The sequence below is a fragment of the Kitasatospora phosalacinea genome, from assembly GCF_000717185.1.
GTDB classification, from domain to species: Bacteria; Actinomycetota; Actinomycetes; order Streptomycetales; family Streptomycetaceae; genus Kitasatospora; species Kitasatospora phosalacinea_A.
The window spans coordinates 1-13,384 of sequence record NZ_JNYE01000139.1; the positions used below are offsets into that span (position 1 = coordinate 1).

General features: G+C 73.3%; 14 protein-coding genes. 3 read left to right on the forward strand and 11 right to left on the reverse strand.

The features are described from left to right. Nucleotides 1-145 precede the first annotated feature (145 nt). Nucleotides 146-541, reverse strand: coding sequence for a superoxide dismutase, Ni (sodN, locus tag OO57_RS35330; RefSeq protein ID WP_030457790.1), 396 nt, complete (start codon nucleotides 539-541; stop codon nucleotides 146-148). Between the two features lie 104 nt (nucleotides 542-645). On the opposite strand from sodN, the gene sodX reads away from it, so the two are divergent. After that, nucleotides 646-1,053, forward strand: a complete 408-nt coding sequence (gene sodX, locus OO57_RS35335; protein WP_033256894.1) for a nickel-type superoxide dismutase maturation protease — start codon at nucleotides 646-648, stop codon at nucleotides 1,051-1,053. 41 nt (nucleotides 1,054-1,094) lie between these two features. Here the strand turns inward: sodX and OO57_RS35340 are convergent, their stop codons facing one another. From OO57_RS35340 to OO57_RS35360, 5 genes are all read right to left on the reverse strand, one after another. Beyond that, a complete protein-coding gene (locus tag OO57_RS35340; protein ID WP_033256895.1) occupies nucleotides 1,095-1,682 on the reverse strand; it encodes a CGNR zinc finger domain-containing protein in 588 nt (195 codons plus the stop codon). Between the two features lie 128 nt (nucleotides 1,683-1,810). Next, entirely contained in the window at nucleotides 1,811-2,563 is a 753-nt protein-coding gene (locus OO57_RS35345) for an amino acid ABC transporter ATP-binding protein (RefSeq protein WP_033256903.1), read from the reverse strand. 50 nt (nucleotides 2,564-2,613) lie between these two features. Continuing rightward, nucleotides 2,614-3,657: an amino acid ABC transporter permease gene (locus OO57_RS35350; RefSeq protein WP_033256896.1), complete on the reverse strand. Its 1,044-nt coding sequence runs from the start codon at nucleotides 3,655-3,657 to the stop codon at nucleotides 2,614-2,616. A 35-nt stretch (nucleotides 3,658-3,692) separates the two neighbouring features. Further along, nucleotides 3,693-4,634 carry an ABC transporter substrate-binding protein gene (locus OO57_RS35355; protein ID WP_051778667.1) on the reverse strand — a complete coding sequence of 314 codons (942 nt, stop codon included), beginning with the start codon at nucleotides 4,632-4,634 and terminating at the stop codon, nucleotides 3,693-3,695. Nucleotides 4,635-4,900: 266 nt separating this feature from the next. Next, the gene (locus OO57_RS35360; RefSeq protein WP_033256897.1) at nucleotides 4,901-5,854 is read right to left on the reverse strand and encodes an ABC transporter substrate-binding protein; all 954 of its coding nucleotides are present in this window, start codon (nucleotides 5,852-5,854) and stop codon (nucleotides 4,901-4,903) included. Nucleotides 5,855-6,417: 563 nt separating this feature from the next. On the opposite strand from OO57_RS35360, the gene OO57_RS35365 reads away from it, so the two are divergent. Together OO57_RS35365 and OO57_RS35370 are read left to right on the forward strand one after the other, a co-directional pair. After that, entirely contained in the window at nucleotides 6,418-7,611 is a 1,194-nt protein-coding gene (locus OO57_RS35365) for an NAD(P)-dependent malic enzyme (protein ID WP_033256898.1), read from the forward strand. 172 nt (nucleotides 7,612-7,783) lie between these two features. Beyond that, nucleotides 7,784-8,746 carry a zinc-binding dehydrogenase gene (locus OO57_RS35370; protein WP_033256899.1) on the forward strand — a complete coding sequence of 321 codons (963 nt, stop codon included), beginning with the start codon at nucleotides 7,784-7,786 and terminating at the stop codon, nucleotides 8,744-8,746. A gap of 74 nt (nucleotides 8,747-8,820) precedes the next feature. Here OO57_RS35370 and OO57_RS35375 read toward each other — a convergent pair whose 3' ends face one another. The 5 genes from OO57_RS35375 to OO57_RS47500 form a co-directional block, all read right to left on the reverse strand. Further along, complete coding sequence (locus OO57_RS35375) at nucleotides 8,821-9,822, reverse strand: PadR family transcriptional regulator (RefSeq protein WP_033256900.1); 1,002 nt, start codon at nucleotides 9,820-9,822, stop codon at nucleotides 8,821-8,823. Continuing rightward, nucleotides 9,822-10,715, reverse strand: a complete 894-nt coding sequence (locus tag OO57_RS35380) for a DUF4097 family beta strand repeat-containing protein (RefSeq protein ID WP_033256901.1) — start codon at nucleotides 10,713-10,715, stop codon at nucleotides 9,822-9,824. The genes OO57_RS35375 and OO57_RS35380 overlap by 1 nt, the downstream gene beginning before the upstream one ends. A 227-nt stretch (nucleotides 10,716-10,942) precedes the next feature. Further along, nucleotides 10,943-11,122, reverse strand: coding sequence for a DUF6104 family protein (locus OO57_RS35385; RefSeq protein ID WP_033256902.1), 180 nt, complete (start codon nucleotides 11,120-11,122; stop codon nucleotides 10,943-10,945). Between the two features lie 62 nt (nucleotides 11,123-11,184). Further along, nucleotides 11,185-13,056, reverse strand: a complete 1,872-nt coding sequence (locus tag OO57_RS46375; RefSeq protein WP_051778668.1) for a serine/threonine-protein kinase — start codon at nucleotides 13,054-13,056, stop codon at nucleotides 11,185-11,187. A gap of 201 nt (nucleotides 13,057-13,257) precedes the next feature. Further along, on the reverse strand, nucleotides 13,258-13,384 hold a 127-nt coding region (locus OO57_RS47500; RefSeq protein WP_158715344.1), incomplete at its 5' end, for a hypothetical protein.

The window sequence follows — 13,384 nt, forward strand, 5'->3', positions numbered from 1 at the left end:
GGGCAGGGGGCAGGGGGGCGGGAGGCAGGGAGGTGGAGGCGGTGGCGACCGGGGGCGGGGTTGGGGCCGGAAAACGCGGACACCCGGCTGCCGGCCCCGCGGGCGGGGTGTGGCAGCCGGGTGTCCGGTGCGGGCTGACGGAGGGTCAGGCCTTCTTGGTCTCCCAGAAGATCGCGTCGATCTCGGCGATCAGGTCCAGCAGGGCCTGGCCGGTCGCCGGGTCGGTGGACGCCTTGGCGGCCGAGGCGGCCTTGCCGGCACGGTTGAACAGGTCGTGCAGGCCCGGGTAGGCCTCGAAGTGCGGGGCCTTGAAGTAGTCGGTGTGCAGCACCGAGAGGTGGTGCTTGACCAGCTCGGCGCGCTCCTCCTTGATGACGATGGCGCGAGCGCGGAACTCGGCGTCCTCGTTGGCCTGGTACTTCTCCTGAGTGGCCTTCACGGACTCGGCCTCGATGCGGGCCTGGGCCGGGTCGTACACGCCGCAGGGCAGGTCGCAGTGGGCGTGGGCGGTGACTCGCGGAGCAAACAGACGAGAGAACATGGGGGTCCTTCCTTAGATCGTCTTCCCGGGCCCGACATTACCCTCACGGCAGGCCGAAATCGCCGTCGCCCCGGTGGCCTAGGGCAAAAGAAGGAGTTCGAATCGTGCGATATGGGACACCGCTCGGCGTGGTCGACATCGCCGGGCCGTCGATGCGCCGACTGCTCTCCGACGGCGACCGGGTGCTGGTCCGCTACGGCGCCCCGCTGCGGCCCGGGGCGATCGCGCTGTTCCGGCACCCGCTGCAGCAGGACCTGCTGGTGGTGAAGCGGGCGGCGGGGCGGCGGCCGGGCGGGTGGTGGATGCTCTCCGACAACCCGCTGGTGCGCACCGACAGCCGCGAGTACGGCGCGGTGCCGGACGAGTTGGTGCTGGGCCGGGTGCTGCTGCGGCTGGCGCCCCGGCCGGCCTGGCTGGCCCCGGGGCGGCGGGTGGAGCGGGCGCTGCGGGGGCGCGCGCCGTGGTTCGCCGAGCGGCTGGGCGTCAGCGTGCCGTTCGACGGGGAACTGTGACGCGGCACCTGGTGACGCTGCGTCGAGCGGCGCGGTGCGGCTCAGCCCTGGGCGGCCAGGGCCCGTTGGGCCTCCTGGCGCTTGCGGGCCCGGTAGGCGGCGACGTTGGCGCGGGTGGCGCAGCGGTCGGAGCAGTAGCGGCGGGAGCGGTTGGTGGAGGTGTCGAGGTAGGCGTTGCGGCAGGGGGCGGCCTGGCAGATGCCGAGGCGGTCGACGCCGAGGGCGGTGAGGTGGATGGCCAGGCCCATGCAGGCGACGGCGGCGTAGTTGGCGGCCGCGGTGGGGGCGTTGTCGGCGAGGTGGAGGTGCCAGTTGGGGCGGCCGGTGTCGTCCAGGTCGTCGTGGCCGGAGACCAGCGGGCTGACGGGGTACTCCACCATCAGGCTGTTGAGCAGGTCGACGGCCCGGACGTCCTCGCCCTCGGCGGCGGCCTCGAACACCCCGCGCAGCCGGGTGCGGACGGCGCGCAGCCGGGGCAGGTCGGCCTCGTCGGCGAGTGCGGCGGCCCGGGAGGGTTCGCCGAACAGGGACCGGACGGCGTCCACCGAGGTGAGGTCGTCGGTGCCGCGGTCGGGTTCCTCGCTGTTGACCAGCCGGACGGCGAAGTCGGCGTACGAGGCGAGCTCCACGGGGTCCCTCCGGGCGGGGTGTAACGGGTCGAATGACTCCAGGGTATTACAGGTGCGGGCGGACGTGCCGGTGCCCGCCGTGCGCGGGGGCGCAGGGCGGGCACCGGGGGGCGTGCGGGGGTGCGGGGTCAGAGCACCTTGGAGAGGAACGCGCGGGTGCGCTCGTGCTGCGGGTTGCCGAGCACCTCGCGCGGGTGGCCGGACTCGACCACCACGCCGCCGTCCATGAACACCAGCGCGTCGCCGACCTCGCGGGCGAAGCCCATCTCGTGGGTGACCACGATCATCGTCATGCCGTCCTCGGCGAGGCCGCGCATCACGTCCAGCACGTCGCCGACCAGTTCGGGGTCGAGCGCCGAGGTGGGCTCGTCGAACAGCATCAGCTTGGGCTGCATGGCCAGGGCCCGGGCGATGGCGACGCGCTGCTGCTGGCCGCCGGAGAGCTGGGACGGGTAGCTGCCGGCCTTGTCGGCCAGCCCGACCCGCTCCAGCAGGGCCATCGCGCGTTCCTTGGCGGCGGCCCGGCCCTCCTTCTTGACCTGGACCGGCGCCTCGGTGACGTTCTCCAGCGCGGTCATGTGCGGGAAGAGGTTGAAGCGCTGGAAGACCATGCCGATGTCCCGGCGCTTGAGCGCGACCTCGCGGTCCTTGAGCTCGTGGAGCCGGTCGCCCTTCTGCCGGTAGCCGACCAGCTCGCCGTCGACGTACAGCCGTCCGGCGTTGATCTTCTCCAGGTGGTTGATGCAGCGCAGGAAGGTGGACTTGCCGGAGCCGGACGGGCCGACCAGGCAGAACACCTCGCTCTGCCGCACCTCCAGGTCGATGCCCTTGAGCACCTCGACCTGGCCGTAGGACTTGTGCACGCCCTCGGCCCGGACCATCGGGCGGCCGGGGTCGGGGGCGGGGGCCTGCGGCGGCTTGGACAGGTCGGTCATGCGTCCTTCCCTCCGTCCGGAGCGTCATTCGGCGCACCGCCCGGCGCACCACCCGGCGCACCGCCCGGAGCGTCGGGCGCCGCGGGCGCCGCCGGGCTCGCGGGCGCCGCCGTCTTCGCCGGGGCGCGGCCGGCGAAGAGGGCGCGCACCCGTTGCAGCGGGGTGGGCGGCAGCGTCCGGTTGGCGCCGCGGGCGTAGTAGCGCTCCAGGTAGTACTGGCCGACCGTCAGGATCGAGGTCAGCAGCAGGTAGTAGATCGAGATCGCGATCATCGCCGCGATCGGCTTGTAGGTGCGGGTGGAGATGTCGTGGCCGGCGGTGAACAGCTCCACCAGCGAGATCACCTGCACCAGCGAGGTGGTCTTCAGCATCGAGATGGTCTCGTTGCCGGTGGGCGGGATGATCACCCGCATCGCCTGCGGCAGCACGATCCGGCGCAGCACGGTGGCCCGGCTCATGCCGAGCGCGTGCGCGGCCTCGGACTGGCCCTCGTCCACCGACTGGATGCCGGCCCGGACGATCTCCGCCATGTAGGCGGCCTCGTTGAGGCCGAGGCCGAGCAGGGCGGCGGTGAACACCGGCACCAGGGTGTTGGAGTCCTGGGACCAGAAGGACGGGCCGAACGGGACGCCGAGCGAGATCTGCTTCCACAGGAAGCCGATGTTGTTCCAGAGCACCAGCTGCACCAGCACCGGGGTGCCGCGGAAGACCCAGATGTAGAACCAGGCGGTGCCGGAGAGCACCGGGTTCTTCGACAGCCGCATGACGGCGAGCAGCACGCCGCCGACCACGCCCATCAGCATGGACAGCGCGGTCAGCTCCAGGGTGACCCAGATGCCGTGCACCACGGTGGGGTCGCGCAGGGTGGCGCCGACGAAGTCCCAGTCCAGCGCCGGGTTGGTGAACAGGACGTGCAGCAGCATCGCGCCGAGCACGGCGACGACGGCGACGGAGACCCAGCGGCCGGGGTGGCGGACGGGGACGGCCCGGATGGTCTCGGGCCGTCCCTGCTCCACCGACCCCTGGTCGGTCTTTTCCACGTGATTACCTCGTCAGGGGATCGAGCGGCGGAGGGTCAGCTCTTGCCGGCGGGGTTGATCTCGGAGGTGCTGATCGCGCCCGCGGAGACGCCCCACTTGTCGAGGATGGTCTTGTAGGTGCCGTCCGCCATCAGCGACTGGATCGCGCCCTGGACGGCCTTGCTGAGCGGCGAGTCCTTGGCCAGGATCACGCCGTAGGGGGCGGCGCCGTAGGTGTCGCCGAGCTTCTCCAGCTGGCCGCCGGTCTGCTTGAGGGCGTAGTCGATGACCGGGGAGTCGGCCAGCATGACCTGGTCGCGGCCGGAGACCAGCGACTGCGCGACGTCGGTCTGCAGGGCGAAGCGGTCGCCGTCGTTCGGGATGGCGGGCTTGCCGGCCTTGGCGCAGTCCGGGTTGCGGGTCTCCTTGACCTCGTCGGCCTGGGTGGTGCCGTCCTGGACGGCGACCTTCTTGCCGCACAGGTCGTCCAGGACGATCTTGTCCGGGTTGCCCTTCTTCACGGCGGCGGAGGTGCCGGCCGAGAAGTAGGTGACCATGTCGACCTGCTCCTCGCGCTCCTTGGTGTCGGTGAAGGAGCTCATGCCGAGCTGGTACTTGTCCGACTGGATGCCGGGGATGATGTCGGTGAAGCCGGCGCTCTGGAAGTCGGCGGTCAGGCCGAGCTTCTGGGCGATGGCCACGCCCAGGTCGACGTCCATGCCGACGATCTTGCCCTTCTCGTCCTTGAACTCGTTGGGCGCGTACGAGGTGTCGGAGCCGACCACCAGCTTGCCGCCGGACTTGAGTTCGGCCGGGACGAGGGCGGCCAGCGCCGGGTCGGCCTGGACGGCCGCGATGGCCTGGGTGGGGATCGGGGCGGCGCCCGAGGTGGTGGTGCCGGTGCTGGAGCTGCCGCAGGCGGTGAGGAGCAGCGAGCCGGCCGCGAGGGCCGCCGTCGCGGCGATCGGCCGCAGGCGCGGGGAGCGGGCAGCGGGCATGGGGGTCTCCTCCTGGAGTCGGACGGTGATCGCGCTGCCGGGTGGGGTGGCGCGGTACGGCGGGGTCGGTGCTCGCCACCCTCCGCCGAGGTGACAGGTGGTTCCGATGTGGGGGGAATCCTGCCACTCTGGGTGGCCAAATCATCCCCGCCGCAGATCAAAATCGGATAACAGGACTTACTACCGTCCGTTATCCGGAGACTTTTCCCTGATCATGTCACCCGGTGCATACCCATGCACCGGGTGACCACCCACCGGACCGCGGGCTAGAAACTGCCGTTCACCACGGCGCTCTGCACCGCTCCGCCGGTCAGCCCCCACTTCGCCAGGACCTCGTCGTACTGCCCGTTGCGGATCAGCCGGTCCAGCGCCTTCGCCACGGTGTCCCGCAGCGCGGTGTCCTCCTTCTCGAAGGCGATCCCGTACGGCGCCACCTGCAACTGCTCGCCGACCACCTGGAACTGCCCGCCGGCCCGCCCGTGCTGCACCGCGTGCGCCGCCACCGGCGCGTCGTCCAGGTCCACCGCGGCCCGGCCCTGTGCGACCAGCGCCAGCGCCTGGTCGTCGGTCTCGGTCTCGGTCACCGTCAGCTTCCGGCCGTCCTTCCGGCACGCCTCGGCCTGCCGCTCCAGCAGCGTCGCCTGCACGGTCTCCCGCTGCACCGCGGCCGTCCGCCCGCACAGGTCGTTCAGGCCGGCGACCCGCTGCGGGTTGCCCTTCGCCACCACGATCGAGGTGCCGGTGACGAAGTAGTCGACGAAGTCCAGGCCGTCGTTGACCTTCCGGGCCTCGTCGTCGGTGCCGTCCCGGCGCTGCGGGTTGTCGGTCATCCCCGACATCACCAGGTCGTACTCGTCGGCCTGCAGCCCCAGCCGCAGCCGGTCGAACGGCACGTCGCTGAACTGCACCTGCACGCCCAGCACGGCGCCCAGGGCGTTGGCCAGGTCCACGTCCAGGCCGTCCGGCTTGCCGCCCTCCCCCTTGAAGCCGATCGGTGCGTACGTCAGGTCGGCGCCGATCCGCAGCACCCCCGACGACCGGACCCGCTCCGGGAGTTGGGCGTGCAGGTCGGCCGCGGTGGCACCGGCGTCGCCGCCGCGGCCCGACGAGGCGGTGGCGCCGCAGCCGGTCAGCAGCAGCGTGCCGGTCAGCGCGGCCGCGGCGAGGGCGGTGGTGCGGGGGGTCGCCGCGGATCTGGCGGGGGGAGTGGCCGTCGACATCTGTGGTCCTCCTGTGGGAGAGGGGGCGGGCCCCCGCCGCTGCGCGCTGGTGTGCGCGACCGGTGCGACGGGGTGGGACGCGGCCCGACGTGCGCGGGAACGTCCGGACAACGGTGGTCGAACACCGGATACTGCCATCCCGGCCTGCTCAGCCGGGTAGCGGGTATGTCAGAATCTGGTATCGGGTGACCCCCGACGCAGAACTCAGACCACCGGTTCGCCACAGGGCCGGGGTGCCGCAGGAACGGAAGCCGTCACCGGCTCCGTATCCGAAGCACCAGCTCCCCTCCGTGTCTGCGTTCACTCCTGCGAGTGCCTGCGGACCCCTCGCTCGGGGGGCCACGCGCAACAAGAAGGACCCGGCACAGGTGCGGTGCCGACGTCCGGACGAACAACGCAGAACACCTGAAACCCTCACCCCGAGGGCGTCGCCCGACGGCTGCGCCCCGACCCGGAGACGGGTGCGCCGCAGGCGGCGCGCCCGTGCTCGCGCATTGGCGCGCGGCCCGGGTCGAAAGTCCGTCGGACGCGCGCCTTCGCCGATACATGACGAAGAGGTCATTGTGGCAGCGGAGATCATCACCGACACCCAGAGCACTGACGACCCGGTCGACGCCGTCTTCGCGCTCCACCGCGGCGGCAAGATGGAGATCCGGGCGACCGTCCCGGTCCGCGACGCGGACGACCTGTCGCTCGCCTACACCCCGGGCGTGGCCCGGGTCTGCACCGCCATCGCCGAACAGCCCGCCCTGGTGGACGACTACACCTGGAAGGCCAACACCGTCGCCGTCGTCACCGACGGCACCGCGGTGCTCGGCCTCGGCGACATCGGCCCCCGGGCCTCGCTGCCCGTGATGGAGGGCAAGGCCATCCTGTTCAAGCAGTTCGGCGGCGTCGACGCGGTGCCGATCGCGCTGGACTGCACCGGGGTCGACGAGATCGTCGAGACCGTGGTCCGGCTCGCCCCGTCCTTCGGCGGCGTCAACCTGGAGGACATCTCCGCACCGCGCTGCTTCGAGATCGAGAAGCAGCTCCAGGAGCGGCTCGACATCCCGGTCTTCCACGACGACCAGCACGGCACCGCGATCGTCACCACCGCCGCGCTGTGGAACGCCGCGAAGGTGACCGGCCGTCAGGTCGGCGACCTGCGCGCGGTCATCTCCGGCGCCGGTGCGGCCGGCGTCGCGATCGCCAAGATGCTGCTCGCCGCGGGCATCGGCGACGTCGCGGTCTGCGACCGCCGCGGCGTGGTCCACCAGGGCCGCGCGGACCTCACCGACGCCAAGGCGGAGATCGCGGCGCTCACCAACCGCAGCGGCCTCAAGGGCAGCCTGGCCGACGCGCTGGACGGCGCGGACGTGTTCATCGGCGTCTCCGGCGGCACCGTCCCGGAGGAGGCCGTCGCCACCATGGCGCCCGGCTGCTTCGTCTTCGCGATGGCCAACCCCACCCCGGAGATCCACCCCGAGGTCGCCCACCGGTACGCGGCGGTCGTCGCCACCGGGCGCTCCGACTTCCCGAACCAGATCAACAACGTGCTGGCCTTCCCCGGCATCTTCGCCGGTGCGCTCTCGGTCCGGGCCAGCCGGATCTCCGAGGGCATGAAGCTCGCCGCGGCGAAGGCCCTGGCGGGCGTCGTCGCCGACGAGCTGACCCCGCAGAAGGTCATCCCCTCGCCCTTCGACGAGCGGGTCGCCCCGGCGGTCACCCGCGCGGTCGCGGAGGCGGCCCGGGCGGAGGGCCTCGCCCGGATCTGATCCGGAGCAGCGGTGCCGCGGGGTCCGCCCGGGGACGGTGCGCCGTCCGGGGGCGGACCCCGCCGTCCGCCCGGGCCGACCCCCGCGCAACGGCGGCGCGGGAAAGCAATATGGGGACGTTCACAGTGGGTCGCGGTTAACGGGGCGGGCCCGACGGGGCTATGGTCCGGGCATGTTCGCTGCCTACGCCGCCCGCATCAGCCCCGACGACCCCCTGAGCGCACTGGAGTTGGGCGAAGTGCCCGAACCGGAGGTGCGCCCCGGCTGGAGCGTGGTCACGGTCAGGGCCGCCACGCTGAACCACCACGACCTGTGGTCGCTGCGCGGGGTCGGCCTGCCCGCCGAGCGGCTGCCGATGGTGCTCGGCTGCGACGCGGCGGGCGTGGACGAGGACGGCAACGAGGTGGTCATCCACTCGGTGGTCGGCCAGAGCGGCCACGGCGTGGGCCCGCACGAGCCGCGGTCCATCCTGACCGAGTGCTACCAGGGCACCTTCGCGCAGCGCGTCGCGGTGCCGACCTGGAACCTGCTGCCCAAGCCGGCGGAGCTGAGCTTCGAGCAGGCCGCCTGCCTGCCCACCGCCTGGCTGACCGCGTACCGGATGCTGTTCACCAACGCCGGGGTGAAGCCCGGCGACACGGTGCTGGTGCAGGGCGCCGGGGGCGGGGTGTCGACCGCGCTGGTGGTGCTGGCGAAGGCCGCCGGGCTGCGGGTGTGGGTCACCGGCCGGGACGAGGCGAAGCGGGCCCGGGCGGTCGGGCTCGGCGCGGACGCGGCGTTCGAGAGCGGGGCGCGGCTGCCGGAGCGGGTGGACGCGGTGATGGAGACGGTCGGCGCGGCGACCTGGTCGCACTCGGTGAAGTCGCTGCGCCCGGGCGGCACGATCGTGATCTCGGGGGCGACCAGCGGGCCGCACCCGAAGGCCGCCGAGCTGAACCGGATCTTCTTCCTGGAGCTCAGGGTGGTCGGCTCGACCATGGGCTCCAAGGAGGAACTGGCCGGGCTGCTGGCGCTGTGCGCCAACTCCGGGGTGCGGCCGGTGATCGACTCGGTGCTGCCGCTGGCCGACGCCCGGGAGGCGTTCGCCCGGCTGGAGCGCGGGGATGTGTTCGGCAAGCTGGTGCTCACCCCCTGACCGCCGGAGCGCGGAGAGGGCGGAGCGCCCCCGACCCGTCCTCGGGGGCGCTCCGTGTCTCGCGGGGCCGGTGCTCAGCGCCCGTACAGGGCGCGGGCGGCGGCGGCCAGCGCCTGCTGGGCGCGGGCCAGCCGGGCGGCGTCGACGCCGCGGTCGCGGGCGGTGTCCCGGACGTGGTCGCGGAACCGGTCGAGCAGGCGCTCCAGCTCGCGGGCCGGGTCGCCGGCCGGGTCGGTGCGGGCCCAGTCGGGCAGCTCGGCGGCGGGGGCGTCCGGGTGCGGGGCGTCCTTGCCGAGGTCCTTGTCGAGGTCGATCCGGGCGGCCGGTTCCTCGGGCGCGCCCCAGCGGGCCGCGTCCGCCAACGAGCCCAGGCCGCGGGTGAGTTCGGCCAGGCCCTCGGCCAGACCGGCGGACCAGTCGCCGCCCGCGGCGTGCGCCCTGACCTGCTCCTCGACCCGGCGCTTGAGCCGCAGCGCCTCCTGCTGGGCGGCGGTGCGGGCGGCCTTCGACTGCTCGCGCAGCTTCTTGGCCTCGGCCTCGGCGGCCTTGGCCTGCTGCCGGGCGGCCTTCTCCTGCTCCTTGGCCCGGCGGGCCTGCTCCTTGGTCTCGGCCTTGAGCCGGGCGAACTCCTCCTTGGCCCGCTGCCAGGACTCCTGGTCGCGCCAGGGCGTCCCGCCGGAGGCGGTGCCGGGGTCGGCGGCGGCCTGGTTCCAGAGTTCGGCGCGCAGGTCCTTGGCGTTGTCCCGGACGTCCTGCCGGATGGCTCCGGCGAGCTGGCCGACCGAGTCGTGGATCTCGGCCTCCAGGTCGGTCAACTCTGCCGAGCGGGAGGCGAGTTCGTCCCGCCCGGTGTCGGTGAGCCGGTAGACCTTGCGGCCGCCCTCGGTGGTGTGGCTGACCAGGCCCTCGGCCTCCAGCTTGGCGAGCCGGGGGTAGACGGTGCCCGCGGAGGGCGCGTACAGGCCGTGGAAGCGCTCCTCCAGCAGGCGGATCACCTCGTAGCCGTGCCGGGGGCTCTCGTCCAGCAGCTTCAGCAGGTAGAGGCGCAGCCGCCCGTGGCCGAACACCGGTGTCATCAGGACTCCTTGGTCAGGTCGAGCGGGGCCGCCGGCAGTTCCTTGGCCGGGCGGTCCTCCTCGGCTTCGGGGCGGCGCTGGACGGTGACCGCGCCGGTGACGGTGGTCACCGAGAGGCGGCCGCGGCCGGTGCCGAGCTGGCCGGAGAGCTTCTTGGAGCCCCAGCCGCCGCCGACGCTCAGTTCGGCGAAGGCGCTGGAGAGCGTGCCGCTGGTGGTGCCGGCCTCGACCTTGGCGTCGGCCAGGGCGGGCAGCCGGACGCCGACCGGGCCGGAGACGGTGTTGACGCCGATGTCGGTGGGGGTGGCGGCGTCCAGGTCCAGGGTGACGGCGCCGGAGACCGAGTGGGCGCGGATCTTCGTGGCGGACCCGGCCACCAGGGTGACCGCGCCGGACACCGTGTTGACCTTCAGCTCGCCGGACAGGCCCTCGGCGTCCACGTCCCCCGAGACGGTGTTGGCGCTGACCAGGCCGGTCAGGCCGGCCAGCGTGGTGGCGCCGCTGGCGCCGTGCACCCCGACCTCACCGGCGATGCCGGAGATCGTGGCGTCGGCGGAGACGGTGCCGACCCGCACCACGGCGGCGGCCGGGACGGCCACCGTGAGGTCGGCGTGGCGCTTGCGGCGCAGGCCGGAGAAGAACGACTTGACCGTCTGCACGGACTTCACGGCCTCGCCGAACTCGCCCCAACTGAGGTCCTTGTAGGTGACGGTCAGCACGCCGTCCTCCAGCGAGACCTGCAGCGGCTCGCCCTCCAGCCCGGCGACCTCCAGCCGGGCGGGGCCCTCGGTGGGGACCACGTTCACGGCGCCGTCGACGACGCGCACGTGCAGGGTGTGCACGGCCTCGTCGAAGGCGATCTTCTCGGCGCTGTCTACCGTCCACTGGGTCATTTCGGGCTCCCCGTCCGTCCTGTCCTCCGATACGCGATGTATCGCGTCCTTCTGCTATTCACGATATATCGCGTAGCCGGGAAGTCAAGGAGCCCCGACCCCGATCCCGACCCCGGCCCGACCCGGAGCCCACCCCGAGGCGCCGCTCCGGGAGAACCCCGGGAACGGCCGCGGCCCGGAAGGCGAACTCGCCTTCCGGGCCGCGGTGCTGACGTCGCGTCAGCCGCTCACTCGTCGTCCTCGTCGTCCAGCCGGGCCAGCCAGGTGGCCAGCCGCTCCACCGGCACCTCGAAGTCCGGGTTCAGGTCCACGAACTCCCGCAGGCGCTCGGCCAGCCACCCGAAGGTGACCTCCTCCTCGCCACGCCGGCTCTCCAACTCCTCGATGCCGCGGTCGGTGAAGTACACGGTGGTTCGCTCCGGGGGTGCTGGTTCTCGGTCCGTCGGGACCCAGGATAGTGCGGCGCCGATCAGCCGTTGTACCGGTAGTAGCTGAGCGAGAGCGACACCGCGCCGTCGCTGGTGACGTTGCCGATCTTCATGATCGCCACGCTCCAGGTCTGCCGGTTGCGCACGCAGATCATCCGCCCCGGCGGGAGGTCGGCGTACGGGAAGTCGGCGCTCGGGTTCTTGTCGATGGCGTCCGAGCACTCCTGCGGGGTCAGCGAGTCCGACTTGCTGAGGTACCGGTCGTAGCCGTCCGCCACCCGCAGCTCGTCGTAACTGGGCCGCAGGAAGACGTCGCTGCCGGAGGAGGACGGCACCACCTTGCCGTTGAGCAGGTCGAAGCCGTAGTCGGTGCTGGGCACCGACAGCTCGCGGTCGGCGTAGACCACGGTGAACCCGGCGGGCGCCCCGCTCTTGCGCGGGGAGGGCGAGGCGGACGCCGAGCCCGCGGGCTTCGACGGGGTGTCCGACGGCTCCGGGGTCACCTGGTCCTGGCTGTCGCCGCCCGCGTCCCCCGTCGGGGACGGGCCCACCGTGACGGTCTGCGTCGCGGTCGGCTTCTTCGGGTCGTCCTTGTCGAACGTCTTCATCAGCACCAGGCCGCCCGTGGTGCCCGCCAGCAGCGTCACCAGCGCGACCACCAGCAGGGTCTTCCAGGACACCCCGCCCCGGCGCTCGGCCTTCGCCGGGGCCGGCTCGGCCTCGGCGGCCAGCGGGACGGCGGGCGCGGGCGGCGGGGTGTGCTGCTCGGTCAGCCGCAGCGTCGGGTCGGCCGGGGCGACCGGGCCGGTCACCGCCTCCGAGACCGGGGCGGGCGGCCCGAACGCGCCGGACGGGGACCCGACCGGGGCGTGCTGCTGCACGGAGGGCGCGACTGGGGGCGCGAGCGGGGCGGCGGCCGGCGGCGGGGGAGTGGCGGGCAGGGTCGGCGGCGCCGCGGGCAGCGGGGTCGGCGGGGTCCGCGGCAGGTCGGAGCGCCGGGTGATCTCGGTGTTCACCTGCCCGGGCAGCCAGTCCTCGCCGAACCGCAGCTGCCCGCCGACCACCGGGTGCTCCCGGGCCGCCTGGATGATCTCGGCGGGCGTCGGCCGGTCGGCCGGGTCCTTGGCCAGGCAGCGGCCGATCAGCTCGCGCAGCGGCGCCGGGACGGTGCTCAGGTCCGGCTCCTCGTGCACCACCCGGTACAGCACCGCGGTGTCCGGCCCGTCGCCGAACGGCGGCGCGCCGCCCGCCACGTACGCGGCCAGCGCGCCCAGCGCGAACACGTCGGTGGCCGGGGAGACCGTCCGGCCCTGGGCCTGCTCCGGCGACATGAACGCGGGCGAGCCGATCCGGTAGCCGGTGCCGGTCAGCGCCGTCGCGTCGGCGGCCCGGGCGATGCCGAAGTCGATCACCCGCGGCCCGTCCGAGGCCACCAGCACGTTGGCCGGCTTGAGGTCCCGGTGCACCACCTGGACGCTGTGGATCGCCTGCAGCGCCTCCGCGATCCCGCCGACCAGCAGCAGCACCGTCCGCACCGGCAGCGCCCCGTGCTCGCGCACCACCTGCTGCAGCGACGGGCCCGGCACGTACGAGGTGACCAGCCACGGCGCGCCCGACTCCAGGCCGCCGGAGTCGATCACCTGCGCCGTGTACAGGCCGTGGATGCGCTGGGCGCTGCTCACCTCCTGCGCGAAGCGGCGGCGGAACTCGCTGTCCTCGGCGAACTCCGGGCGCACCACCTTGAGCGCCACCGGACGGCCGCCGGGCGTGTAGGACAGGTAGACCCGGCCCATGCCGCCCGCCCCGAGCCGGGCGAACAGCCGGTAGCCGCCGACCTCGCGGGGGTCGTCCGGCAGCAGCGGCTGGAAGACCGGCGGGAGCGGTGCGGCGTTCTGCGGAGTGTCGGCTGCCATGCGGCGGGTCCCCCTATGGATGAGCGTGTCGAAAGACGGCCGTCCGGCACCCGGCGGCGGAGCGGCGAACCACAACCTACCGATCCGTCAGATCCCCTGCAGCCCACGGGGTCCCCCACCGCGTCACGGTCCGGAAACGGAACCGCCCCGCCCCCGGAGAACCGGGGACGGGGCGGTCGGGGCCGTGCCGCGCTCAGCGCGTCAGAGCGAGAACACCTCTGCGACCAGTGCCTGCTGTTCGGCGGCGTGGCGCTTGGCGGAGCCGACGGCGGGGGCGGAGGAGGCGGGGCGGGCGACGCGGCGCAGGCGGGCGTTGCCGCCGGTGCGG

Coding starts and splice junctions, on each gene's coding strand:
- sodN (WP_030457790.1), bottom strand. CDS start 541: ATGTTCTCTCGTCTGTTTGCTCCGCGAGTCACCGCCCACGCCCACTGC.
- OO57_RS35345 (WP_033256903.1), bottom strand. CDS start 2,563: ATGGTCCGGGCCGAGGGCGTGCACAAGTCCTACGGCCAGGTCGAGGTG.
- OO57_RS35355 (WP_051778667.1), bottom strand. CDS start 4,634: ATGCCCGCTGCCCGCTCCCCGCGCCTGCGGCCGATCGCCGCGACGGCG.
- OO57_RS35360 (WP_033256897.1), bottom strand. CDS start 5,854: ATGTCGACGGCCACTCCCCCCGCCAGATCCGCGGCGACCCCCCGCACC.
- OO57_RS35370 (WP_033256899.1), top strand. CDS start 7,784: ATGTTCGCTGCCTACGCCGCCCGCATCAGCCCCGACGACCCCCTGAGC.
- OO57_RS35375 (WP_033256900.1), bottom strand. CDS start 9,822: ATGACACCGGTGTTCGGCCACGGGCGGCTGCGCCTCTACCTGCTGAAG.
- OO57_RS35380 (WP_033256901.1), bottom strand. CDS start 10,715: ATGACCCAGTGGACGGTAGACAGCGCCGAGAAGATCGCCTTCGACGAG.
- OO57_RS46375 (WP_051778668.1), bottom strand. CDS start 13,056: ATGGCAGCCGACACTCCGCAGAACGCCGCACCGCTCCCGCCGGTCTTC.